The sequence below is a fragment of the Mucilaginibacter sp. CSA2-8R genome (genome assembly GCF_038806765.1).
Taxonomy (GTDB): Bacteria; Bacteroidota; Bacteroidia; order Sphingobacteriales; family Sphingobacteriaceae; genus Mucilaginibacter.
In genome coordinates this window covers 3,420,848-3,445,675 of the sequence record NZ_CP152389.1, presented here as the reverse complement: position 1 = coordinate 3,445,675, position 24,828 = coordinate 3,420,848, and the positions used below count along the sequence as shown (strand labels likewise).

Here is a 24,828-nt window from a genome sequence, read left to right as displayed (position 1 = left end):
CTATGACCTTATTAGTGAACCTGTACTGGCATTTACGCCACAATCCTAAAACCGGTATCATCTCCGGTTTCAGTTCCGGCTTTTTCTTCAAGTTTCAAGCCTTACTTACCGATGAGTTTTTGATGAAGATGGTGGCAGGCTTTGGCACTTGCTGCAGTAGTGCCCTGGCATTTTTAACGCTGGCGATATGGTTCTCTAAACAGATCGACGGCTATTTATCCAAACGCAAAACCCCTAAACCCAATGAAAAAGTTCCTGAGTAATTTATGGAAAGGCATACAAGCCTTTTTTACCGGTATCCACCCGGATCTGCAAGATGCCATTCACACCGGTGTGGTTATTACCGAGGCTATTAAAAACTTTGTCGATTCGCCTTTTGCCGATGCCTTAACCTCGCTTACCAAAACAACGGTCGACGATAAGTTAAAGCAAGCGCTGCGCCTGGCATTACCAAAAATTTTATTGCAACTCAAGCTGGCTGAAGCGGTCGCCGGCCAGGATGATCCGCAGGTCATCACGGCATCGGCCATCAAGGCGCTGCAATCGCTCGACGGTAACATAAAAAGCGCTATGCTACATAACCTTTCCATTTTAATTGCCCAGGTGGCAGCTGATGGTAAGCTCAGTTGGAGCGACGGCGCTTATGTGCTGGAGTGGTATTACAAGCAAAAGTTTAAAGCAGCTGCCTAAATGAACAAAGCAAGCTTTGAGCTGCGCGGTAAAACGCACCACCTGCAGGCGCCGGCGAGCTGGAACGAAGTTTCGTTCGCTCAGCTGCAGGCCTGGCTGGTGGTGCTCCAGTCCGCCATGCCCGATTCAGATAAGCTAAAGCTGGCCGTACCGGTGTTTTACGAGATGAAACCTGCGCTGCTCGCCCGGTTCCCTGAGTCATTACGGGTACAACTGGCCGCAGCGCTGCGCTTTCTTTCCGAAAAAAACCAGCTCGACCGGTGGTTGGCCCCAAAGCTGAAGCTAAACTGGCTTACTACGCTCTACGGGCCTGCCGATAAGCTCAGTAACCTTACAGCGCATGAGTTCTTTAATTATACAGAGCTTTTGTATTGGCAATATAAAACCACGCTGGATGTGGGCGCCCTGGATGCACTTATCGCCGTGTTGTACCGTGAAAAGCGCGTCGCTGGTGTAAATAATGACATTCGGGTACCATTAACCGATGCCGGGGTGGCAAAACGGGCTAAAATGGTAGCAAAACTGCCATTGATCGTAAAAATATCGGTGCTTTTTAACTATGAAGGATGCCGGAATTTCATTACTGCAGCCCATAAAAAGGCGTTTTCCAGTAAGGGAAAGCCATCAAAAAAGCGCTTCGATATCACACTTTCACTGTCTGGTGGACCATTGGGTGACCTCAGGTATACTCGGGCAGTAAATATATACGACTTTTTAGCCCACCTGGAGAACTTGATTGAGCGCGAAGAGAACCTTAAAAAAGCCAGTTAACATGATCAGCGAGCAAGAATATATCAATTACTTCACGGCACTGGCTATCAGGCACAAAGATATCCGGCATATCCCTAAAGAAAAGGACGCTTTCTTTTTTGTGCCGATGCCCTGGGACCTGAGCGCCATTGATGAGGCTATCCGCAACACCGGATCCACGCCCATGGTTGCCTTGGATGCCATGCGCGGTAAGTTTGATGAAAACCGGAGCGACAGCTACTTGCAGGAGATCGAAGGCCAGTTTACTATCTTGGAAAAAGTTGATCTCGCCGACCTGGCAACGATCAGCCAGGCTCAGGATAAGTGTTTGGCCATAGGCCGGCAGATGCTGGCCAAAATGAAAAACGATGCCCGGCACAAAAAGCTGATCAAACCGCTTGTTTCTTTCTCTATTGCTGCTTTGCCTTACGAACCGGTGGGGCCCATGGAGGTATGCCACTACGGGTACACATTCCAGTTCACTCTTAAAGTTCCGATCGACATGGTAGTATCACATGATACCTGGCTCGATGTTGATAATGAGTTTTTCCCATACGACCTAAACCCTACAACCTAACCTATGGAAGAGTTTAAAATTAATTATGCCCTTAAGCCGGCAGACGGTAAGTATAACCCGGCTAAATGGAATGCGCAGGACGCCAACGAAGTAGTTGCCAAACATAACGCCTTTATCGACGCCATGCAGGCAGCGCTCCTGCAAAAAGATGAAGTTATCGAAGAACTGAAAAATCGCCTTACCAAAGGGGAAGAACAAATTGAGCGCGGCCTGGTAAACGCCGGCTTTGTAGCACCTTAATTACGCAACCCCTAAACCCAATTTATATTTATGTCAATTATCACAAATGAGACAAAGGGCGCTCCCATCACTATCCAGGATGTGGATGCCAGTTTAACATACATCGCCCAAGCGTTGGGAGATGCCAACCTCGTGCCGAAAGATTACGAGCCGCTTACCGGTGACGTATGGCAACTGGAGTCAGGCAGCAATTTTAAAAAGCTGCAATTGACCGATGATGCTGTATTGTTTACTGAGGGCGGTAGACCGGCCGGGGTATACGTGTTAGATGTGAAGCAGCCAGTCAACGGCGGCAAAACACTGTTTATTGATGGCTTTCCGATGCTTTTAAACCCTTTAGAGGTGACCACTATTATAGTTGCTGTGGGTGGCTTTGGTAAAAAATACATCAGCGAGGCTTCAGCCACCGCGCTGGCACCGCATATTTTAACGCAATCGGAGGGCATTACTACTATTGTTGATGGCCTGGTTAAGTTCTTTGTGCGAGGCTTCAATATTAAAAAGGTTCGCGTTTATAAAGATGGTTCCTTAGTTGAAGAAAAAGTAAGCCCGTCATTCCAGTTCCGGATGGCCAGTAAACTGAATGAGGGCTGCTATCAGTTTGAGCTGGAAAGTGCAGACGGGCAAACTATCTGGTCAGATGAAATGTCGGCTGTACTGGCTGAGGCTGAACCAGCTAAAATTTCTTTGCAGGCCATCAGTGCAAATGTTCCGGCAGGATCAACTGCAACTTTAAAAACAGATGCTGCCGGTACACCAACGTCGCGTATCGACTGGGAAAAGAATGTTAACGGTCAATGGGAGTCAACCGGGATCAGCGGTAAAGAGTTTACCACCGATGTATTCTACACCGGAGTTTTCAGGCCTGTGGCTACTAACCGGTACAAAGTAGAGGTAGAGGTACCGGCAACTTATGAGGCCGATGGCGTGACCGTAAAAACGCCGGCTACAACCAAATTTGAGTACAAAACCTTTACCGATCCGGGCAATCCCGCAACGCTTAAGCCTATTAAGCAATCCCAAGTGGCACCGACTGTTACCATGGATGACAACACCCCGCAAAGTTTTCTATCCATCACTGGCGGTAGTGCTACGGAGGCGTTGCGCTATGAAGGATCGTTAGATGTTACGGTAGACAGCCCAGTGCCGGTGCCTGTTGTTTATGATTCTGTACGCAAGGTTATGAAGCTGGTCATCGGTGATATGTTCTTAGCCGCTCATAAAGCCGGTATTAGGCTTAAGGAAACGATCACTCTGGATGCTTCACCCTGGGCTACCAACGACGAGCCGTTTACTTCAGCACTGCAACCAGCTTTAAACAGTCTGGCTTATTATGGAGCAGATACCGGTGTTAGTTCGGCAGATGGCTTTACCTGGTTTGACCAGTCCGGCAATGATATTACTTTGAAAGCGGAGGGCGCAGCCGTGCCGGTTGTTGTTCCTAATGGGCTAAATGGAAGAGCTGTATTAAGCTTTGATAATTCACCATTAAATTCGTTAGAAGCGATTGGCATAAAAGCAGCAACGCCAAAGATGTTAATGGTGCTATTCAAAAGAACGCAGGTAGGCGCCGGAAACGTTATGGGTATTGGTACAGGTCAAACCGGAGATGATCCTAAAAATGTGTTTGCCGATATCGCCGTTTATCCTCCTGGCATGGGGTATCACGTGAATGGACCATTGTTAAGCAATAACGTGGATAGATTAGACTGGCAAGTAGCTACTGTGATTGACGACGGAAGCGGAAATATTACCTTTTACGTCAATGATACCCAGGTAACAGGAAACGCATCTACTGAAAATATGCCTGATGGTGCAACATTAAGAGTGGGCGGTGGACATACTGCCAACATTCCAAACTTTAAAGGCTTGATAGCTGAAATCATTATCAGCGAAGATATCAGCGATGCTGCCCGCCTGAAGAATCTGAATTACCTAAATACAAAATGGGGACTGTAGACTATGAAACCATTTCAAATACTTTTGATTGCGGCAAGTACGCAGCAAACCAACCCGGCACCGGTGAAGCAAAAGGCTGTTATAACTATTCAGCCTTTTGACCCGCCGCGGGTTGGTGATGAGCCGTTATTGCTCAATATCAGCTCAACCAATACCGAAGCGCCGGTGGTAGCTACTGTGGCACCAGGCAGCGAGGGTAAGTTAGAGCTATCATTGGTTAACGGCATTTATCAGCTTACCGGGGTAGCCGAGATAAGTTCAGCCGGCTTGATTTTAAGCCAGGCTGAAACTGATCATTTTTTAGCCGCTGATGACGCGGCAGTAAATTTTGCGGTACTGCCTGAGATAGTAACACCAGTGGGTAATGTTAGTTTAGGTAGTGACGGCAATAGCTTAAACTTTGGACAAGGCTCGAGTGATCCGGCAACCAAAAGCCCGATAGGCGTTTTAAAAACACGATTACCTTCAAATTACACTGGCTTTTTCAACGCCGCTGTATCAGGGCAAAGCGTTGAGCAAATGATTGCACGTTTTAACGATTTTGTGCTGATCCATTACAAAAGCGATGCCGATCAAAATGTATTGTTTATGGGTGACCCCGTGAATGATATTATAGGGAACGGTACAAGCGTGCAGGACACGTACAATAACCTTAAGCAGTATTTTACAACTGCTAAAGATGCCGGTTTTAAAACCGTTGTATTGACGATGACGGCCTGTATGAAGCCTTATGGAATAGGTGTTATTGCGGGCGAAAATCAGCGGCAAGAGTGTAACAGGATCATGCGGCAAGTATGGAAAAGCGAATTTGGATGTAATGCATTGGTAGATTTAGGCCGTCATCCAATTTTGGGTGTGTATGATCCCGCTTTCAACCAAAACTACTTTTCAGGTGATGGGCAGCATTTAAACGATGCCGGCTACGTGCTGAAAACGGATGAGATCCAATTAGCTATTGAGGCAGTGGTTAAGGGGAAATATTACGGTACTGAAGAGCAGCAGCATAAAGCGCCGGCATTTGCATTAGTTGCTGGTGTTAATAAGATAACGGTAAACATTGGAGCGGTAGCCGGTGCAACAAATTACGTCATCATGCGCAATACCAGGAATAGCATTAATGATGCAGTCGAGGTACATAGTGGTCCAGAATTGTCTTTCGATGATACTACTATGATACCTGGTAACCCTTACTGGTACTTTGTCAAAGCGCAGGGAGCAGGAAAAACTGATAGTCCATACTACATTAACAACGGCATCAGGTCGCAGGAGGCTAATGGCGGTGTTACGCCATCGGTAGGTAAGGTTGCGCACTATATGGCCGACCAGGGCGTTGCCGTAACCGGTTCATCATTCACCTGGGCCGACCAATCGGGCAATAACAAACATTTGTTTAATATGGGCAATGCTTTGCCGGTTAAACTCGCCGCTGATTTAAACGGCTTGCCGACTATTAAGTTTAATAACTCGCCTTTATGCACGACCGTTCCTATCGGCATTAAAGCCAACAGCCCACGCACTTATATGATGGTTATTTGTAAGGGAATGGAAGGTCAGAACATTATGAGTATTGGCACTGGTGGTTCTTTAACGGGCGATCAAACCGGCCTATTTGCCGACCTCGCCTTTTATAACAACCAGGCATTGTATAACGTGTATGATAAGAGTGCAAATATTGATAATGTGCCCTACAGTTTTATCATCCTGACGTTGTTAGCTGATGGCAATGGTAATGTTGATTTTTATATGAATGACACAAAAGTATCAGGTAATTACCCGTCTACTAATATGCTGAGTGGATCACCTTTAACCGTTGGAAAAGGTAGACTCGGTTTGGGAGATTTGAACAATGCAAAAATAGCAGAAATTATCATCCGCGATGATAACAGCGAGCAGGAACGGTCAAGTAACTATGCTTACTTAAAAAACAAGTACGGTTTATAGTTTAAGATTATAAGCCCGGCGCAATGCCGGGCTTATAATTTGCTATGCAAAAAAGGAATAAAAAAATAATAGTCTATAAAAGCTCATTACCAATTATAAGCCAAATTTCAATTAAAAAGAATAAGCTTTAATTATCTATATTTATCAGTATGTATAATTTGGCTAAATATAACAGTCCGAATCACGAATTGACCGTGTTTCACCAATTATCAGAAGAAGAAGTCACATTCTTTAAAGACATCCTTGATGGAATTGCATCCTTTAATGCATTAACAACTGGTTTTTATAACGTTCAAGCTCCTATTCGCCAATGGCCAGAGTTATTTGAACGTGATAGGAAGGCCGATGTAATGCGTTTATTGGGCGATTTCCTTGCTGCATTCAGTGCTTTCCTGAATTTTTGGGAACAGTACCTAAAAGGGACCTATGGTAAAGACTCAAATAATTATCTAAATTTTAAACAAGCAACTTCTGAAGAATATGATTCGTCTTTTGCTTACAGATTATTGTATGCTTTGAGAAATTATAATCAACATTTTGGTCCCTTGCCGCTAAGCGTTGAAAATGAAATTAAAGATAACACAACGATATACAAATTGATTCTGCATAAAAACAACTTAAACGCCAGTTATACATTTAAGGCAATTGTTAGAGATGAGCTTACAACCCTCGGTGATAGAATTGATTTAGTTGATTATATAAAAGAACTGTTTGAGATAATTAAAAGGCTACATGTTGTTGGTTTGAAGAACTCAATAAATTTAAACCTTCTTATAGAATATAGTGAACGAGTGTTAAAATATGCTGAAAGTCTTAATCTTAAGGAAGAGAAGTTAGTAATTATTAGCAGCTCAGTAGCTGAAACAGAGTTTGCAACCCAAACGTGGCGTCTGCAAAACCTTAATCCTATAGGACAACTTGAAGATCAAATATATCCCCCAGAAATGTTATATAATGAGGTTCCGACATGGGTTGCAGAGTATATAGTTAAAGGAATAAAACCCCAAATGAACCTTTGAAGTAAAGAGTAGGCAGTCTTTGCCTGCTCTTTACGCCTTTTGCGGTCCTTTCTTTCCCTGTAGGTTAGCCCGAACTTGGCTGTATTTACAGCCCAGTTCATGTCAATTTCCTTTCTAAAACAACCTGCCGACTTATCATTTAGCCGTAACCCAGTAGTTTACCAGCTTAAAAGTGATGCGCTTTACAAGCAGGCCGGCAAGCCATTTACCGGCAAACTGTTTATTGATTTTTACGCGCCTGACTTTTTTACCTTTTCGCTGGCTTACGGCGATCAAAAACTGCAGGTTACGGTAGCACCCAATCCGGACGACAGCGGGTACCAGCTGCCGGCACGTGGTAATACTCCAACGGCCGAGGCCTGGATGAACCAAATCGCCGATGGCCTGAACGGTAATTTTAATTTAAACCGTGATTTTTTGGCTACCGTTGATGGTAATGGCACCGATTACTGGGTGGTGATCACTGCGCGCAGGCCTGGCGCCGTCTACACCATTACTGCCACTGGTCCGACCGATGGCTATTTTGCGTTTAACCAGCTGCAAGCTGCCGAGGAGCGCATACCTAATCCAAATTTTAGGATTTACTATGAGCTTTGGACCTATACGCCCGAAAGCCCAGTACCGGCCATGCAATGCGGGATTTACCTCGATGTTGACGATAACGGCGTGGCCAGCATCGACCTGGGCGACCAGCTCAGCGGCATGCTCCAGGCTGGTGGCTTTGATCAGCCCGACTATACCAATGCGCTGGTTAATCAAAAATCGGTTTGCAGGTACTATTTGCGGTATGCTGAAGTATATGGCAGCGTCCAGGTGATCAGGCAGCTCAAGTCAACAGCCACCCGCGTTGCGCTGCTCGGCGGTTTCAGTAAGGAGCTGCAGGCCGGGCTTAGTCTGCCATCGGCATTCCAGGCCGGTAGCCTGCTTAAATTTTTTACTGCAGCACCTGCATACATGAGCGTCGTACCTGAGCAGGCGCAATACTTAACGCTGGTATTACTAAACAGTGCATCGTATGATTTACACCTGCGATTTGTAATATATTTTACAGATGGCAGCTCGCAAATTGTCGGCCGGCATGAGGTAGGTTACCAGGAAAAATATAATAAAATAACCTTTCCGGTAGGCCTGATGCAAAACGGCCTGCATACCTATCAACCAGATAAAATCATATCACGGTACGAAGTTTTGGCCGCTGATCAAAGCGGTGTTATAACCGAAACCCGTAACTACCAGGTTAATTACGATTATTTGCCCTACCTGCGCCAGTTCGTTTACCTGGGCAGTTTAGGTGCCTATGAAACGCTGACGACCTACGGCAAAGGCAGCACCCAGTACGAGCTGACAATGCAAAGCGCTGAGCGGGTTAGTCCGGCCGGCTTTAAGCTCATTGCCGGCGAGCAGGTAAACTACGCCAGCAGCCTCGTGCATTCCGAAAGTGTGGCCAGCGGCTACCAGGGCAAAGCGGTGATCAGGCAATTCCGTGATTTGGCGCTTAGCCTGGATCAGCTGCTATGGCGCAAAGGGCGCATCTACCCGGTCGCACTATCCACTAATTCTATAAAAGAGTTTAAAGACGGCGCCGGCCTGTATGCGGTGAGTTTTGAGTTTGGGTACCGGTTCAGCGATGAGCTGTACACGGTAGACAGCCAGGACGATCAGTATCAACCTTTCCTTATCCAGTAAATCATGATCAAAATTAAAAAAGACGGTCGATATTTCGACCTGGCCGATGGCGAAAAGGTAACCACCGAGTGGGTGAGTACCTTATTTAACGATGACACCGATTTTAACGGCAGTTATACCTGGAGCGTAAAAGCGCCTTTTACCGACAACAATAATGCGCTGCTCGGTAACGCCTATATGCTCGAAAACCGGTCGGCCAGGGGCTTTACTACCGGCTTGCTGGAGGTTTTCGGCCAAACCTGGAAGCAATGCAAATTGATGTTTGACGTAACGGCCGATGGCTACGAGCTGGCCTGCCTGATCGATAGCGGTGAGTTTGCCAAACAGCTCAAAGAGAAAACCTTGCCGCAGGTGTTCATCAATTTTAAGGACGGCAAAGAAGATACTTTTATTTTCGATGAGCTTGCCGGCAGCGTGCAGGGCGCCATTGATGAGCTGGTGTACCGCGCCGCTCACCCGGGCGAACGCAGCTGCGTGTTTTTCCCTCAAAAAAACGATTCCCTTTTTGGCTCGGTGAGTGAGGGCCAGCACTATGACAGCAGTTACATGCTCAATTACTTTAATGCTGAGCCGGCGTTTAAAGATTATGTAAATACCTTGGCTAATGATACGATCGCCTTTTACAATCCGAGCTACTACCTGCACTGGGTGATCCGGCAGGTTTGTACCTGGTTAGGCTTTGAGGCCACCGGTGATTTTTTCACCGATTCGGGCACCCGGACGCTGGTCATTGATAATACCGGCTTTTACAGTATGCAGTCCATTTTCAGCGATTTGGGTTGCCGTATTGCGCCGGCCAGGCACCTGCCTAAAATCAAGATAGCCGACTTTTTGAAAATGATCCGGGCCACGTTCAAAGTGGTGATCTATTTTGATAGCGGTGAGCGCAAAGCGCATTTTGAGTATGCGCCGGCAATCGTTAATGGCCGCGATGCCGTGGATATCTCAGGCTTTACCGAGCCGCGCCCGGTGATTAAAAGCTATGTGCCGACCGGTTACACGCTCATCCAGCCGGTAGACGATAAAGACGATTTGTTTAAAACGTTCGAGTATACCGAAAGCTTTTTTATCGGAGACCAGGACGAACCCAAAAAGCTCGACAGCTTTACAGGTACCTGCTTCATGACCGGTACGAACGAGCCGCGGCCGGGCTATGGCACTACCTGGCGCATCCCGCGTAAATCGCAGGTGGGCAATGGCTATGCCTCGCCGGCGCAGGGTAGTGAAAGCTACAACGGCACCGGTTACAGTAAAAACGACTTTGATTTCAGGCTGCTAAATTACCTGGGCATGCGTAACGATAGCAGTAATTATCCTTACCCGTATGCTACCAGCGACGGCCGCGAGCGTGACCTGACGGAAAGCCCGGGCGCGGTGAGCTGCTGGCTGGGCGGCTCAAACGGCCTGATCAACCGGTTTGTAAAAGAATGGCTATTATACTTTTTGCGTACCGAGGAGGTTGAAATAACCGCCCATCTACCGCCCGATTTGCTGCTGCAGCTGCAGCCGGTTAAAAAGCTGCGCTTTACTACGCGCAGCCGGGCGCTCATCCCGGCCATGATCAGCCAGGTAAGCTTCGAGCAGGGTACCGGCCGCAATGCCGATAAGCTTTCCGCTAAAATCAAAATATACCCGGTTTATAACCAATCGGCCAGTGACGTGCAGGAGTATACCGAGATCGGGCAGGGCGAGGTAATTAATGCCGGCAGCATTTATGTCAGATATCGCCAGGTTGAAACCAGCCGCGAGTACTATAAAGGTTCGGCTCAGGTATCATCTATTAAGGTAAATGCCTTTTTAGATTTTTACAGTGACCCGGCTTGTACCGTGGCCCGTAACGTGACCAATTTCCCTGTTTATATGCTTTACAATTACCGGGGCGAAAACGAGCGCAATTACATTATTGACCAGCGCTATGAGGTCAGGGCAAACGGCTCATCCTACCAGATACCCGATATCCAAGAGATTTTTTATTTCAACGGTGGCGGCGACTACTGGTCTAAAGAGTATAAGCTGGATCCTGCCGGTGGCCCTGATTATACTATAAAATAAGATGGCAGCTTTTGATAATAACGTAAACCTGCAGGTCAGTAATGAGCAGGTCGTTAAAGACTGGACCAATTATGCCATCCAGGCCTTTTATAATTCCATCATTAAAAAGCGCGTCGGTTACGTAGAAAACGGCCGGTTTCGCGGTGTGCGCAACGGTGATTTGTGGAACTCTTTTGAAAAAGAGCTGCGCGGATCGGGCGGTAACATCAATGCCGTGATCATCAAGTTTGCCAAATATGGGCGCTTCGTGGATATGGGCGCCGGCCGGGGGTACTCGCTGGGCGAGCAGGTGCTTAATCGCCGGTTCGATGTTTACCGCAATACCGAGGGCAGGATGGTAGGCCGGCATGGCCGGCAGCGCAAAGCCTGGTACAGCAAAACCTATCGCCACCAGGTGCTGCGCCTTTCAGAACTCTACGAAGAAATATTCGGCCGTCGGCTGGCCACTGAAATTGAGAACAGTTTAAGCGGCTCAATCAACCTAAACCCACTATAATGAACAACAGAGAACAATCCATTATTAACCTGGTGATCAATGGTCAGCAGGCACAAACCTCGCTCAGGGAGGTTACCGGTACGGTTAATGCCCTGCGCTCCGAGCTAAGCCGCATGCGCAGGGAAGATAACCCGGCACTTTACGAAGAGCGGATCCGGCAGCTTAGGCAAATGTCGGCCGCGCAGGCTGCGCTGCGCCAAGAGATCAACAGTACCGGACAGGAGGCACAAGGCTTTTTAGCTAAAATCAAGGGCTTCTTTTCCGGCAGCGGTCCGGTGTTTTCCGGTAATCTTTTGGCAGATGCATTCAGTAATGGTATGGCTGCTTTGAAAGGTTTTGCCATGGAAGTGGTGCATACCTATACAGAATTTGAAAAGCTCGATATCGTGTTAACAAACGCTTTGGGCAGCAAGGGTGCCAGCTTCAGGGCATTAAATTCTTTGCAAAAGTTTGCAGCCGAAACACCATTCCAATTATCTGAGCTTACCGAAAGTTATGTTAAACTGGTAAACCGCGGCATGCAGCCGACAATGGCCGAAATGCGTGCTATGGGTGATCTTGCTTCGTCACAGGGTAAATCATTCGACCAGCTTACCGAAGCCCTCCTGGATGCCGTTACCGGCGAGTTTGAACGCTTGAAGGAACTCGGCATTACCGCTAAAAAAAACGGCGATATGGTTAGCCTTTCGTTTAAAGGAATGACTGTAGATGTTAAAAACAGTGCGGAAGCTATTAAGGAAGCACTGATGAATTTCGGTAAGATGGACGGTGTTGCTGACGGTATGAAAAAAATGTCGGAGTCGGTAGGGGGGAATATTTCCAATATGGGCGATAACTGGGAACGTGTATTGACGCGGATGGGCCAAAATACTGGTGGTTTCACGTACTGGGCAACAAATCACATCAACCAGTTTCTATCTAACCTTGCTGATGCATTTATGACTACTGAGCAGAAGCTTCAGGAGTTTGCTAATAACTCAGCCGCTGATACCATGACCAGGTACAACAAAATGAGTGCGTCTGATAAAAAGGCACTTTATGATGGTAATAATATAGACCTGGTTAAACTCAAAAAAGAGTTGGCCGAAATGGAAAAGCGGATGAAGCCGGATAAACCAATGGGAATGTCCTGGAGACCCGAAGCCGGCTTGGAAGATAGGATCAAACATTGGAAAACATTGATCGCTGAGGGTGAAGCCTTAAAGGAAACCATTGATTCGCAAAACCTGAATGAGGCCAAGATGAGTAAAATTAGGGCTGATCAGGCAGCGCGTGATGCGGCCGCGGCTGCTAAAATAGCGGCCGATAAAGCAAAAAAGGAAGCGGAAAAATCAGCGCGAGAAATTAAAACGTTTCAACGTAATGTAAAGGATACCCAGGCCGAAGTGGATACCTTGATCGCCGCTGCAACAAAAGGTACTGCAGGTAACCTGGATGCCCAGCTCCAGGTGATCAATAATAAATATCAAAAGCTGGTAGATAAATTAAAAGAGTTAAGTGGTAGTAAATATGCTACAGATGCTGATCGTAAAGGTCTTGGCAAAGATATTACCGCAGCTGGAAAGCTGCGGGATAACGAGATAGACGGTGCAAAAGCTGAGTTTAGTTATAACTCAATGGAAAAAACCGTCAATAACGATGCGCAGCGACAAAAAAACGATAATAATAACAGCGAGTTAACTCCTGAAGAAAAGGCGCAACAAGAATATGATATCGAGCAAAAGCGCCTGCAAGACTTGTATGATATTCGGCAAGTATTCGGTATGGATACGTTGGATCTTGAAACATTGCTGGCTGACGGTAAAATTAAAAATGATAAAAGGGTGGCCGATGCACACCTGGCTACCATTAAGCAGCAGACTAAAACTGACCAGGATTATGCGCGGATTCAACAGCAAATAGCTGATGAGAAAGCCCAATTAGCAGAAAACGGCGTAGCCTTACTGTTTAGTGTTTTTGGACGCAGCAAAGGTGTGATGATGGCTCAGCTGGCCGTGGAGAAAGCTATTGCTGTTGGCCGGATCCTGGCGCAGGAGGGTATTGAAATCGCTGCTTATTATGCGCAGTCTGTTTTGCAGTTCGGCCCTATTGTCGGGCCTGGTGTTGCATCGGGCCTGGCTGCTATGGCAAAAGTAAGATCGGGATTAAGTATTGCCAATATTATTGCTTCCGGCCTGGCTCAGGCTGTCGGAATTACGCAAGGCGATTCGGGCGGTAAAAAGTTTGCCAATGGTGGTTTTGCTCCTGACGGCCCGAGCCACGGCGCCGGCGGTCTGAAGCTCGTTAACCCATATGGTTTAATTTTGGGCGAGATGGAAGGTGGTGAGCCGATTTTAAGCCGGTCGACCTACGCCAATAACCGTGGCCTGGTTGATGCGCTAATGTCATCCGGTGGCCGGCAGCTTAACCTAAACCGTATCCAGGATGCAACTTATAACAGGGAGCGGCGCCTGAGTAATCTATCATTGGCAAATGACGATAGGAGCGCCGCCAGTGCTGCCGGTGTTTCCCGTTCCGAGTTTGCCGGCGCCTTTGACGCTTTGGCCAGCAAGTTCGATGATTTTGCGACTGCAGTGCAAAGCCAGCCGGTTATTTTCAGTAACCGGGCGTTTGAGGAATCGCAAAACCGGCGTATGCAGATTAAGGATGAGGTTAATGCATAAATATTATTTTGCCTTCCACATAAGCAAATCAGTAAACCTACCTTGCATTTGTTTTACTGACTCAAGTTTGTAGTCTTCATCTAAGTGGGCATAGCGTTCGGTAGTGGCAATTTTGGTGTGACCTAAAATTTCTTGCAAAGCTTTTAAGTTTCCAATAGTAGTCATGAATAAGAAGCCGAACGTATGCCTACCAACATGGCTGGTAAGTTTTTTATGTATGCCAGCCGTTTTTGCCAATTGCTTTAAAGTGCGGTTATATTCTTGTTGTGAGGGCAACTCAAAATACTTGCCCTTTAAATTTAGTATTAGGTTCATGGCCAGTGGCATGATTGGTATGGTTAAGCTCTTTCTTTTTTTGTAATTTTTTTTGGGTATAAATTTGATGAAGCTTTCTCCAATCACCCATTCGCTATTAATACGGTAAACATCAGATATGCGAAGGCTGGTAAAGCACGTAAATAGAAACGCACTTAATATTTGATAATCCGGGCCGTTTAAGGGTTCACTATTGTAGACTTTAATCAATCTGCCAATTTCATCACGGTTCAAAAATGTTGTTTCCCACTCCGGTTCCGGGTTAGGATAGGAGATAACATCTTGATTTATATAGACCATCGGTTCTTTTGATGCAAACTCCATGTGGGACTTTACGTCACGAATTTTTGTCCATATCTGGCCAGGTGTATAGTTTTTACTCTTATGATATTCTTTGTTTCGTAAGAAAGCCTTAAAGCGATCCATGAATGAGATGCAAAGGGTATCATACCTCCAGCTCATATCAAATTCCATCATAAGTTTAACCGTCGATCGTATATTTTGGAACGTTTTACGCTCAATGAGTTTGTCTTCGTAACGTTGTCTATTAAAACGAAACATAAAGCCCGAGAAACTTTCCCTATTATCAAAGATCATTAGTTCACTTTTGAACTTGTCCATATCGATGTGAGCTTTTCGCAATCGGTACGTACGCAAAATTTCTGTGTGTTTAGCCTGCTCAATCTTGATTAATAGGTTGTAATCGTCAACGTCAGGGTCAGGTTTTCGCCTGCGCACAAGTTCGCCTTTGTCCAAATCGATTTTATCGGCAGGCCACCTAAGCTTTAAGGGAAATTCGTCGTGAACTCTATTTATAGTTACTTGAATGTAAATAGATGCATCACCGGTTTTTTTAGATATACAACGTTTGTTGTACCACAGTTTAGAACTGAAGCTGTACATTTCGCTTTGGTTTTTCATCTCGGAGCAAACTCGGAGCAGAATACTTCAGCATACCAGATCAAGCAACTTAAAAAACGCCTTAGAATGCGTTTAAATGAAATATCCGCCAGTCTTGCGACTGACGGATATTTACTCAGGTACCCAGAGCCGGGGTCGAACCGGCACGGCCTTGCAGCCACAGGTGTTTGAGACCAGCGCGTCTACCGATTCCGCCATCTGGGCCTGTTGTTCACCACTTCTTCAGAAGCGGGACGCAAATGTATCTAAACTCTCCTTAATTCGCAACAAATATTTTTGTCTGTAGTAAATATCTGCCACGCCATTCAGCCGGTCTTCTTTGGCGGTGTCATTAAGTGTTTCATAGTCAGCAGTCAAAGCCTGTAGCTGTTCGATCAAATTATTTTCCACATCAAGCACTTCGGCACGTATATCTGCTATCTGTTGGGCATCATCAGCCTCCATCAGGCGCTCGTTGAGGTCCATCATCTCCATTAAAAAGTCGCCCGGCAGTTGCGGCTTGGCGCCTTCGTTCACCAAATCGTGCTGTTTCAGTATGTATTCGAGCCTGCGGGTGGGGTCGCTCAGGGTTTGGTAAGCCTTATTGTTCAGGGTAGATATTTCCAGTATTTCCTGTTGCTTGGCCTCATCCTCGTTGGCGTAAAAGTCGGGATGGTACTCCTTGCTTAGCTGGTAAAACTGCTTTTTAAGTGCGGCAGCATCTACATGGAAAGACTCAGGTATATTGTAAAACTCAAAATAGTTAATGGTCATAACAGATGGGGTACAGTGTTTATGTAAAACAAAAGTATTTAAATATTCAATTGTTTGCGTGTAGGTGGGGATGATGCATTGCTCGTCCTAAATAGGATAGCTTCGGATTTAAGAGGAAATGATTATGTTAGGATTTCAAAACACGCCGTTGACGTACAAACGCAGTTATATCGTCACCATTAACAATGGCTGCAATACGCCCGAAACGGATGACACCAATCCGGCTTTAAAAGAAGTAAACCCTGTTTTGTATCAAACTTTGATTGTGAAATAGCAATGGGTTAAACAATGATTACCTCGTGGTTAAATTTGTTTTGCAACTTATATCTGCTAAGTTTGAAGCTCAACCACTAACCCAATAAAACCTGATGTCATGAAACGATTTTTTGCCCCCTATAATTTTCCGCAATCGGTAGATATTGCGCTGCTGCTCATCAGGCTGGTGTGCGGTTATGCTTTTATTTTGCACGGATGGGGAAAGATACAGAACCCGATGGGGTGGATGGGGCCAGATTCGCCTTTCCCTTCGGTATTTCAGGCGCTGGCTGCTATCTCCGAGTTTGTGGGCGGCATCGCGCTTATTTTAGGCCTGGTTACCCGGTTGGCCAGTTTAGGTTTGCTGGTTACCATGTTGGTAGCCGTATACACGCATGCAGTTAAAATAGGCGACCCATTTGTAAACCCTAAAGGTGCAGGGTCGTATGAGTTGCCTGCCGTTTATTTGTGTATTATGATATTGCTGGTGGCAGCCGGCGCAGGAGGTTTCTCGTTAGATAAAGCCCTGTTCGGGACGCGTGCGGTTACACTAAGATAAAACATCTATAACCAACGTAATAACTATAAACGACAAAAGGCTGTTCATGTGCATGGACAGCCTTTCGTCGTTTTATAACCCGACTTTTATTAACTACTTCACCAAGCTTAAATCGGCTACACCACACACCTCGGTAGAGAGTTCGCCCAGCCAGCCTAGGTTGTAGGCAATGCCGGTTTGTATTTTAACAAAGTCGATGCCTTTAAGCGCTACTTTGTTGCCATGCGCATCGGTGGCATTAGCAATATCCAGCTTGTCGCCGCCCGGCGTACTATCCGCATAGCCAAACGTAAACCCATTACTGGTAATGTAAGTTGGGTTGGTGTCGTTGATATTGCTCGATGGCAACAGCGTACCTGTTAAAGTGTACGTATTGGCAGTAATCCAATCCGGATAATAAGCCTGCTGGTGGTAAGTGTTGGTTTCAACAGCGCCCTTATTGCCGCGGTTATCTGTCCAGGGCACATCGGCAGTTGCCATAGCTGGTCGGGCATAGGTAATGGCGTAATTGCGGCTGTAGCCAGGTAAGTTTTGAGCGGCCCCGGCCAGCTCGTACCAGGTATCGTCGGGTTGGCCATTACGGTTATCATCAGCCATTACCCAAACTACCCCCGGCTCGGCAAAACCGGTGGCGGCATTGTTGTAAATAACGAAATCATCCTGGTTGTCGCGATTAATAACGGTATGGTCAAAACCCAGCACCAGGTTGCCGCCATAAGCGCCCAAAGTTACCAAGCCCTGTTTGCCGTTCAGCACATTTTTAGCTGCATCGGGGTTGCCGCCTGTTGTATTGATTAACTGACCTGGAGCCGGGTTGTAACTAAAAAGCTGCGTAACATAAGCACTACTGCCAGCGGTAACCGGCCTGCCAACATTGGGTGTTTCTGTAACATCACCGTCATCCTTTTTACAGGATGACAGTAACGCTGCCATGCAAAAGGCAGCCAGTAGAATACGCTTAACAGGATGATTAAATTTCATGTTTGTTATCTGTAGTTATAAACAAATACGGCTGCTTTAGGCAACTGGCCGGTTGCAAACTCAAACTTTTTTCGGCCGTCGGTGCGATAACAATAAGTTTTGCCGGTTGAGCTGGCATAGCTAATGGCATCAAACACATATAAATCGTTGTTAAAACCGTCGATGGTAAGGCCGTAAGTTAATGCTACCGTTGTACCGTCAGTGATAAAATTATTACCCGGTGTACCTGTCGAAACATCAAGCGAACGAATTACTGATGATGAAGTTGTTACAAAAGCATTGTTGCTGCCAATGGTTAAAGAGCCATAGCCGGCATAATCAGTGTTGCTGCTTACTTTGGTATCGGTAATGGTGTTGATACGATCTAATGATGGTTTCAGGTTGGCGTAATTTCCATCGCAAGCCACATAAATGTCTCCATTAGGGGCGGCTGCCACTTTGGTTGGATTCCAGCTTACAGTAATATCTTTAATCTTAGTAAAACTGGCCAGGTCAACCACCGTTACAACGGTGTTCTTACCGTTTTTATAAAGATAGCTATAGTCAGAGTTAGCGATATACAATTTTCCTTTCGAAACTGCCATTCCTTCCAAAGCTTCGCTTAACACCAATTCGCCATCCACACTCAGGCTGGCTGTATCAATACGGCTAACCTTGCCATCAAGCCTCGAAACATAGGCTTTGTTTTGATAAAAGGCAATTTTGCGCGGCATGTAACCATCGTTAGTGGTATTGAAAGAGATACGTTTGATGGATTTTCCGGTTTTGGGGTCCAGCACATCTACAAACGATTGCGCAGTGCCCTGCAAACCGCTTACTACACAATAAATTTTGCTGCCATAACGCTGCAGGTCGTTAGCGGTTTCGCCCAGGTTGGTGCCATTAACGGTTTTATAATAATTGTTGTCAACCGTTTTAGTAGCTGTATTATAATAAGTTATGGTACTGTTGGCCTTGCCTAAGTTACCTTCGCAAAGTACATATACGCCGGCAGTGCTTTCAATTTCGCCGGTGCGGCTGTCTTTGTCTTTTTTACACGAGCCCAATAACAAAGTGCCGGCTAATGCTACAAAGGCAAACGGGGAGTAACGTAAAAATTTAATCTTCATGTTGGATATACTATATAATTAATAAATGAATGCAAAATGAGCCGGCACATCGCCGGTGGTAACCTTCCACTTCTGTTTGCCGCTGGCATCAAAGCAGTAAAGTGTACCCGGTGTTACATAATCGCGGGCATCGGTTACCAATACCTCTTTGGTGGCCGGATTAACGGCCAGTCCGTAAGGCTGGGAAATGCTTAGATCGGTGCCGTCGGTAATAAAGGGCTGGTTGAGCAGCGTTTCGGTGTTCACGTTTAAAATCTGGTAGTTATACTTTGGTTGGGCGTTGCCGCTGTTGGTGCTGATGATGTATAGCTGGTCATCATCAAGGGTAATAGTACGGGCGGGGAGGTCGATCACTTTTTTGATTTGTCCGCTTTGTGCATTTACAACGTACAATTTTGGCGGAATGCTCAAATAGTCGCCACGCGAGGTAACGTACAAGTCGCCGTAACGGTCGGCTTTAATTTGATTGAGGTTAATGGCCACATCAATGCGGCGGGTTTCGGTAAATGTGGCTAAGTCTACCACCGATAAGGTACGCTCGTAGTTGGGCGGACTATAGCCGCCCGAGTTAGCCACATACAAATTGTTATTGATAATGGCCATTTCCTCAGGCTGGCGGCCCACGGTAACCCGGCGTTCAATTTGCAGGCTGGCGGTGTCAATTTCGGCTACTATGCCGTTGGGTGCATTAGCATTACCAATGGCGCTCAGGTAGGCACTCACGTAAGCCTTGTTTTGCCGGAAGGTGATATATCGGCAGTTAAGCAAATCAATCTGCGTAATGCGTTTGCCGGTTTTGGCATTCAACACTTCTATTTTGTTAGAGTTGTTGACTACCACATACAGCTTGGAGCCGTAAACGGCCATGTCGTTACCCACATCGCCCAGGCCTTTGGTAACCTCGGGGTTAACCTGGTTGTAAATGTTTTTGCGGTATAGCCCGGTGGTGTAATTCACATAATCGAGCGTAGCTTTATTGGCATTAAAATTTCCCTCGTTTAATAAGTAAATACCTTTTACTACGCTGGCCGGGTTAGGGATAAACAGGGTGCTTACCTGCTCGGCTGTAGGCGGTGCATCTTTGCGGCACGATGTAGCCAGTAACCCAAGCAGCGCAAACGTTAAAAATATGTATCTGTTGAATGGTTTGTTCATGCGTTAAATGTTGATGCTGAATTTTAAACGGTAATTGCGCCCCGGCATCGGGAAGTTGTTAATAACGTCGTAATACTGGTTAAGCAGGTTATTTACCTCGGCCGCTATATTAAGCTGGTGCCCATGGTAAGCGGGCTGCCAAATCAGCGAGGCATCGTGCGTGTACCAGGGGGCTACATAGTTTTCGGGGATGTTGGCTTTTTGACTGTAACGCTGCCCGGTATAGATGTAGCTGTAATTGATGCTCCACCGTTGCCAAAGCAAACCAGCACGTGCCGAGCCGCTATGTATAGGGGTATAAGGAATTTGCCCGTTAGAAAAACTGCCTTCGCTTACGTCACGGGCTTGTTGGTAGGTATAACTTAGGGCGGTATTAAGCAGCACATTGTTATGCACGAGCCAGGTAAGCTGTGCGTTAGTTTCCATGCCCTTAATATTTACCCGGCCAATGTTTTCCATCACCCATCGGCGCAGGTTTTGCCCCGGCACAGCCAGTATTTTATTGCTAACCTGATTGTAATAGGCATCGTACTGCACACTAACTTGCCTTAATGCACCCTGGTTAAAGTATTTTTGATAGGTAAATCCGGCGTCGTATTGCCGCGAAAACTCGGGTTGTAAATCGGCGCTGCCCACAAAGGTGTAATACAACTCGTTAAAGGTAGGCAGGCGGTACAGGCTTTTATAAAAGCCGCGCAGTCTAAAGGTGCCTGTAGCCAATGGTTGCCACGATAACAGCAGCGCAGGCGTATACTTGTGCATAGGCCGGGCAGCATCAAATGCCTCGGTAGTTTCGGTAGCCCAAGTGCTCACCACATTGGCTTGCAGGGTAAACCGGGGCCAGTAAAACTGGGTAGCCAGTGCAGTGAGCCAGGTATTACGGGTAGGGTAGGCAAAGCGGTAAATATTGGCTCTTAAAGTATTGCGCTGATAATCGGCTGAGGCAGACACCATCCAGAATGAATTGATCTGAAAAAGATTGGCTGCAGAAAAATAGGCTTCCTTTTGATGATAGCGGCTGTCTGACAAGCCGCTCAGGGTTACAATCTCCGGGTCAAGGTAGCGCAGGTAATCGTCGGCATATTTTGCATGCAGCATCAGGCTGTATATTTTGCCGTTGAGGTGATAGGAGGATTGCACAAACGTGTTGCGGTCCCACTCGCGCTGGGTGTAATCAAACTTGTTAGCCACCACGGCGCCGGGTAGTCCCCGCTCGGAGTTGTAATGATAAATTTTTACATCCCATTGGCTGCTATCGCGCAAGTGGCCCTGCAAGCCGGCTTCGGCCCTAAAAGACTGAATGTCCGAATTGTTCCGGATGGCAGTCGTGTCGTACACGCCATTGGTATACCTGAATTTGTAACGCCCGTTAGCCTGCATAAATTCGGTGCTGATGCTGCCTGATACCTGGCCGCTTATTTTATGCTGCCACAAAAAAGTAGGGTTGATTAAGCCGAAAGACCCAATGCGAAACCCGGCTTTATAAGTGTTAGCACTGCCTGCACTAAACTCTGGTTGCCGTGCATTAAGGTAGATGGCGCTACCGGCAGCCAAGCCGCGTGCGGGTTGAAAAATGCTGCTTTTTTGCGCGTTATACAATTCCACGCTGCCCAGGTTGTCTAACGAGAACTTGCCTAAATCTACCTGGCCATTCTGGGCGTTGCCTAATTGTACTCCATCATAAAACACGGCCACCTGGCTACTGCCCAAGCTGCGCACATCTACCGTTTTAAGGCCACCAACGCCGCCGTAGTCTTTCAACTGCACGCCCGAAAAATAACGAATGGCATCTGCTACCGATAGGCTGTTGAGGCGCTGCAGAGCGGGGCCTTTCAGTATTTGGGCAGGGGTAGGCGAGGCGGCAGGCAGCGCACTGATTTTGGCTGTTATCTCAACGGGTTGTAACTGTTGGGTGCGCAGTGTATCTGTCGGCTTCTGTTGGGCACACACCGGCAGGGCATAGCCGGCTATCAACCACCCAAGGGCTGCTGCCAACTTTAAACGCCATAAAAAGCCATTACGCCAAGGCGTGTTAAGCTTCAATAATTTCATGTGTGATGTGAGTTTTAGCCCCACAGCAAACCGAAAATTGTACACTAAAAATGAAAAACACGAAAAGTATCTTCATTCAGCTTCAATCCGCGAAAGCTATGAATAAGTAAAGCTAAAGGCAGGTATTCTGACTTGTTCCCCTCGGCCCGTCTTCCCATACGCGTTGGCGTACAGTGACTAAAGATTGGGCTCCGGTTTTATAGAACTTACAGCTGCGGGACAGTTCCGGACTTACACCGGATTCCCTTTTAATCCCAGAATACGACGTTCCGGGAACCAAAAGCGCCGCAAAGGTAGTGTTTTGCAAGGCTAATGCGAAAATTTAATTGGGCAGTCTTAGATGGTCGGTTTGCGTTTCGCTAACCAAGTAGATTTGGATATTAATTTGGCCCAGCACGGCATAGGCGGCTATGATAGCTCAGAAGCCATACCGCGTCAGCAATATTGCTTGCTGGATAGAAAATACACCTATACCTACACTATGTGTTTAGCAGGCATGCCGGTAAACGGGCAATAATTTCCGGCTGAAACTTGCACAAGCGATGGCCAGCACTGTTAGCCATCTTTAAGCCCTGTAAAATCATTAATAATGTTTAAAATACTTGGGTCAATCATTTTACAGGACTTAACTATTTAAATATCTTTAATGCCTGATTAATTGATTTAAATGCATTACCGACCTGGCCTTCACATCCTGGCTGAATTTACCACTGTTCAGTCCTCTTTATTGCAAACCTCAATGGACTGCAAAGCTTTTTTCAATCAGCTGATTACCAAATACCAGCTGTATAACGTTGGCGAGGTCTACCACGATTTTCCGAGCGGGGGATTTACGGCAGTGATCTGTTTAACCGAGTCGCATTTGTCTATCCACACCTGGCCCGAGTACCAGATGGCTACCTTCGATGTTTTTTTATCGAATTACCAGAAAGATAATAGTGCTAAGGCTCGTGCTATTTACCAGGATACACTGGAGTTTTTTAAGGGTGCTGAAACCGGTAAGAGGGAAATTACACGATAATTATGGCTGCCGTAAAGTTACAAGCATTTCCCCCGGAGCAGCAGATTACCTGCCCCAAATGCAAGCACAACGTTACGCTGTACGACGCATCATCGTGCGATTACTTTGTTTGCAGCGTTTGCGATTCTTACATCAATTACTCCGAAAGCGGCTTTCACCTGGTGCATACCGTTGCCCCAAAGCCAAAGCTAAAACCACTCATACCTTTAGGTACTGAGGCTGAACTGAAAGGTTTGCCATATAAAGTTATAGGCTACCTGGAAAAGGTAGAGAACGGAACTAAGTACGCTTGGCGCGAGTATATGCTTTACAATTACACCAAGGGCTACGCATTTTTATCAGAGTACCAGGGCCAGTGGAATTTTATAGCCGGTATTGAGCATTTTCCTGAATTGGAAAAGGTTTATAGTGATGAGCATGGCGCCGAGTGTAACGGTATTGAGTATAGCTTGTTTAACAAATATACTCCTGTTATTACCGGCTTATTAGGCGAATACGACTGGAACGTACTGGACGAAAAAATACGCGCTTCAGAATTTATTGCGCCGCCCTATCTGCTGGTGAAAGAGCAAGACAAGAAAGCCCAATCGATAGTTAGCTGGTACAAAGGCGAATACATGGAGGCTCGCGAAATAGCCGATGCCTTTAAACTGCCATTAGCTAATTTTCCGCCTAAGCTTAGTGTGCAGCCCAATGAGCCGTCTGTGCACTACGCCCGCTGGAAGTCGATTGCCTGGATAACGCCTTTCATCGTCTTGCTGATGCTGGTGGTGGCCCTGGTGTTGAGTATTGATAGGCCAAGTGCAGTAATATTTGATGAGGTTTTACCGCTCACTACCGGCTCGCAAACCAGCAGCGACACCGCAAAAATAGTGTCGGGAATAATTGATACGGCCATCAGATTTGGTGTAACCAATAGTGCGCTAAACAACCAAAATAATAATCAGTACGTTGCCGATGCCGATAAAAATATCGAGTTTAAACCCATCAAAACACAGGCGTTTAAAGTAGATAACGCTACGCCGCTCGAGTTTGACATCAGTTCGGAAGTGGATAATAATTGGACCGAAGCAACCATTGTGCTGGTAAATGACAAAACCAACGAAACCTGGGAAGTGACCAAAAGCATCGAATATTACCATGGTTACGAGGATGGCGAAAACTGGTCGGAGGGCGATCAGAGGGCTAACGTGCTGCTATCGGGTATCCCCAAAGGCACTTATCATCTCAACGTTTATCCATCTGCGGGCAATAGGTTGGTGGCCAATATTAGAATTGTCATTACCGAAAACGTGATTTTGTGGCGCAATATCTTCATTACCCTTTTGTTTTTGTGCATGTACCCGCTTTATTGCTGGTTCCGCATGCAGCAATTTGAAAAGCAACGCTGGGCAAACAGCGATTACTCACCTTACGACACCGAAGACTAACCGCCATGAAATACGAGCAGATTAAACTCAATAAATTTTACATCATCATTGTCCTGGCCGTTGCCGGGTGGTTTACCTACGCTACCCTAAACGGCATTGCTTACTGGGAGAGTAGTAACGTAATTAAAAATACAGCGTATCACAGTACTGGCGGCCATCGCCATGTGGTGGGGTACGGTGCAGGCTTTAATCATAAATAAAAGC

Annotated in this window: 24 protein-coding genes, 1 tRNA gene and 1 riboswitch; of the genes, 18 read left to right on the top strand and 7 right to left on the bottom strand. The window is 46.4% G+C overall.

The annotated features are described in order from the left end of the window. Positions 1-2: 2 nt before the first annotated feature. The 12 genes from AAGR14_RS14785 to AAGR14_RS14730 all read left to right on the top strand — a co-directional run bounded on the left by AAGR14_RS14785 (position 3) and on the right by AAGR14_RS14730 (position 14,073). Positions 3-263: a hypothetical protein gene (locus tag AAGR14_RS14785; protein ID WP_342645002.1), complete on the top strand. Its 261-nt coding sequence runs from the start codon at positions 3-5 to the stop codon at positions 261-263. Further along, positions 244-690, top strand: a complete 447-nt coding sequence (locus AAGR14_RS14780; RefSeq protein WP_342645001.1) for a hypothetical protein — start codon at positions 244-246, stop codon at positions 688-690. Before AAGR14_RS14785 ends, AAGR14_RS14780 begins: the two co-directional genes overlap by 20 nt. Continuing rightward, entirely contained in the window at positions 691-1,461 is a 771-nt protein-coding gene (locus AAGR14_RS14775; RefSeq protein ID WP_342645000.1) for a hypothetical protein, read from the top strand. It begins immediately after the preceding gene. A gap of 1 nt (position 1,462) precedes the next feature. Continuing rightward, positions 1,463-2,017: a hypothetical protein gene (locus AAGR14_RS14770; protein ID WP_342644999.1), complete on the top strand. Its 555-nt coding sequence runs from the start codon at positions 1,463-1,465 to the stop codon at positions 2,015-2,017. A gap of 3 nt (positions 2,018-2,020) precedes the next feature. Continuing rightward, complete coding sequence (locus AAGR14_RS14765) at positions 2,021-2,257, top strand: hypothetical protein (protein ID WP_342644998.1); 237 nt, start codon at positions 2,021-2,023, stop codon at positions 2,255-2,257. A gap of 30 nt (positions 2,258-2,287) precedes the next feature. Continuing rightward, the gene (locus AAGR14_RS14760; protein ID WP_342644997.1) at positions 2,288-4,216 is read left to right on the top strand and encodes a hypothetical protein; all 1,929 of its coding nucleotides are present in this window, start codon (positions 2,288-2,290) and stop codon (positions 4,214-4,216) included. A gap of 3 nt (positions 4,217-4,219) precedes the next feature. Beyond that, positions 4,220-6,157 (top strand): SGNH/GDSL hydrolase family protein, encoded by a 1,938-nt coding sequence (locus AAGR14_RS14755; protein WP_342644996.1) that lies wholly within the window; start codon positions 4,220-4,222, stop codon positions 6,155-6,157. A 149-nt stretch (positions 6,158-6,306) separates the two neighbouring features. After that, a complete protein-coding gene (locus AAGR14_RS14750) occupies positions 6,307-7,176 on the top strand; it encodes a hypothetical protein (RefSeq protein WP_342644995.1) in 870 nt (289 codons plus the stop codon). Positions 7,177-7,275: 99 nt separating this feature from the next. After that, positions 7,276-8,862, top strand: coding sequence for a hypothetical protein (locus AAGR14_RS14745; RefSeq protein ID WP_342644994.1), 1,587 nt, complete (start codon positions 7,276-7,278; stop codon positions 8,860-8,862). Between the two features lie 3 nt (positions 8,863-8,865). Continuing rightward, positions 8,866-10,914 carry a hypothetical protein gene (locus AAGR14_RS14740; RefSeq protein ID WP_342644993.1) on the top strand — a complete coding sequence of 683 codons (2,049 nt, stop codon included), beginning with the start codon at positions 8,866-8,868 and terminating at the stop codon, positions 10,912-10,914. Position 10,915: 1 nt separating this feature from the next. After that, a complete protein-coding gene (locus tag AAGR14_RS14735; RefSeq protein WP_342644992.1) occupies positions 10,916-11,410 on the top strand; it encodes a hypothetical protein in 495 nt (164 codons plus the stop codon). Further along, positions 11,410-14,073: a tape measure protein gene (locus tag AAGR14_RS14730; protein WP_342644991.1), complete on the top strand. Its 2,664-nt coding sequence runs from the start codon at positions 11,410-11,412 to the stop codon at positions 14,071-14,073. The genes AAGR14_RS14735 and AAGR14_RS14730 overlap by 1 nt, the downstream gene beginning before the upstream one ends. Positions 14,074-14,076: 3 nt before the next feature. Here the strand turns inward: AAGR14_RS14730 and AAGR14_RS14725 are convergent, their stop codons facing one another. The 3 genes from AAGR14_RS14725 to hscB form a co-directional block, all read right to left on the bottom strand. Next, positions 14,077-15,309, bottom strand: coding sequence for a site-specific integrase (locus AAGR14_RS14725; protein WP_342644990.1), 1,233 nt, complete (start codon positions 15,307-15,309; stop codon positions 14,077-14,079). 120 nt (positions 15,310-15,429) lie between these two features. Next, positions 15,430-15,513 (bottom strand) — tRNA-Leu (locus AAGR14_RS14720). An 18-nt stretch (positions 15,514-15,531) separates the two neighbouring features. Further along, entirely contained in the window at positions 15,532-16,062 is a 531-nt protein-coding gene (gene hscB / locus AAGR14_RS14715; RefSeq protein WP_342644989.1) for a Fe-S protein assembly co-chaperone HscB, read from the bottom strand. A 118-nt stretch (positions 16,063-16,180) separates the two neighbouring features. On the opposite strand from hscB, the gene AAGR14_RS14710 reads away from it, so the two are divergent. Beyond that, the gene (locus AAGR14_RS14710) at positions 16,181-16,336 is read left to right on the top strand and encodes a hypothetical protein (RefSeq protein WP_342644988.1); all 156 of its coding nucleotides are present in this window, start codon (positions 16,181-16,183) and stop codon (positions 16,334-16,336) included. 99 nt (positions 16,337-16,435) lie between these two features. Beyond that, complete coding sequence (locus AAGR14_RS14705) at positions 16,436-16,876, top strand: DoxX family protein (RefSeq protein WP_342644987.1); 441 nt, start codon at positions 16,436-16,438, stop codon at positions 16,874-16,876. A gap of 93 nt (positions 16,877-16,969) precedes the next feature. Here AAGR14_RS14705 and AAGR14_RS14700 read toward each other — a convergent pair whose 3' ends face one another. The 4 genes from AAGR14_RS14700 to AAGR14_RS14685 are packed head-to-tail and all read right to left on the bottom strand — an operon-like array spanning position 16,970 to position 22,173. Then, positions 16,970-17,857 carry a cell surface protein gene (locus AAGR14_RS14700; protein WP_342644986.1) on the bottom strand — a complete coding sequence of 296 codons (888 nt, stop codon included), beginning with the start codon at positions 17,855-17,857 and terminating at the stop codon, positions 16,970-16,972. 5 nt (positions 17,858-17,862) lie between these two features. Next, on the bottom strand, positions 17,863-18,966 hold the full coding sequence (locus AAGR14_RS14695) for a DUF5074 domain-containing protein (protein WP_342644985.1): 1,104 nt from the start codon (positions 18,964-18,966) through the stop codon (positions 17,863-17,865). A gap of 18 nt (positions 18,967-18,984) precedes the next feature. Further along, entirely contained in the window at positions 18,985-20,121 is a 1,137-nt protein-coding gene (locus AAGR14_RS14690) for a DUF5074 domain-containing protein (protein ID WP_342644984.1), read from the bottom strand. Between the two features lie 3 nt (positions 20,122-20,124). Beyond that, positions 20,125-22,173, bottom strand: a complete 2,049-nt coding sequence (locus tag AAGR14_RS14685; RefSeq protein ID WP_342644983.1) for a TonB-dependent receptor — start codon at positions 22,171-22,173, stop codon at positions 20,125-20,127. A 99-nt stretch (positions 22,174-22,272) separates the two neighbouring features. Further along, positions 22,273-22,469: riboswitch (cobalamin riboswitch) on the bottom strand. 77 nt (positions 22,470-22,546) lie between these two features. On the opposite strand from AAGR14_RS14685, the gene AAGR14_RS14680 reads away from it, so the two are divergent. The 4 genes from AAGR14_RS14680 to AAGR14_RS14665 all read left to right on the top strand — a co-directional run bounded on the left by AAGR14_RS14680 (position 22,547) and on the right by AAGR14_RS14665 (position 24,824). Then, entirely contained in the window at positions 22,547-22,690 is a 144-nt protein-coding gene (locus AAGR14_RS14680; protein ID WP_342644982.1) for a hypothetical protein, read from the top strand. A 150-nt stretch (positions 22,691-22,840) separates the two neighbouring features. Continuing rightward, on the top strand, positions 22,841-23,194 hold the full coding sequence (locus AAGR14_RS14675) for an S-adenosylmethionine decarboxylase (RefSeq protein ID WP_342644981.1): 354 nt from the start codon (positions 22,841-22,843) through the stop codon (positions 23,192-23,194). Positions 23,195-23,196: 2 nt separating this feature from the next. Further along, the gene (locus tag AAGR14_RS14670; protein ID WP_342644980.1) at positions 23,197-24,624 is read left to right on the top strand and encodes a DUF4178 domain-containing protein; all 1,428 of its coding nucleotides are present in this window, start codon (positions 23,197-23,199) and stop codon (positions 24,622-24,624) included. 5 nt (positions 24,625-24,629) lie between these two features. Then, entirely contained in the window at positions 24,630-24,824 is a 195-nt protein-coding gene (locus tag AAGR14_RS14665) for a hypothetical protein (protein ID WP_342644979.1), read from the top strand. Positions 24,825-24,828: the final 4 nt, after the last annotated feature.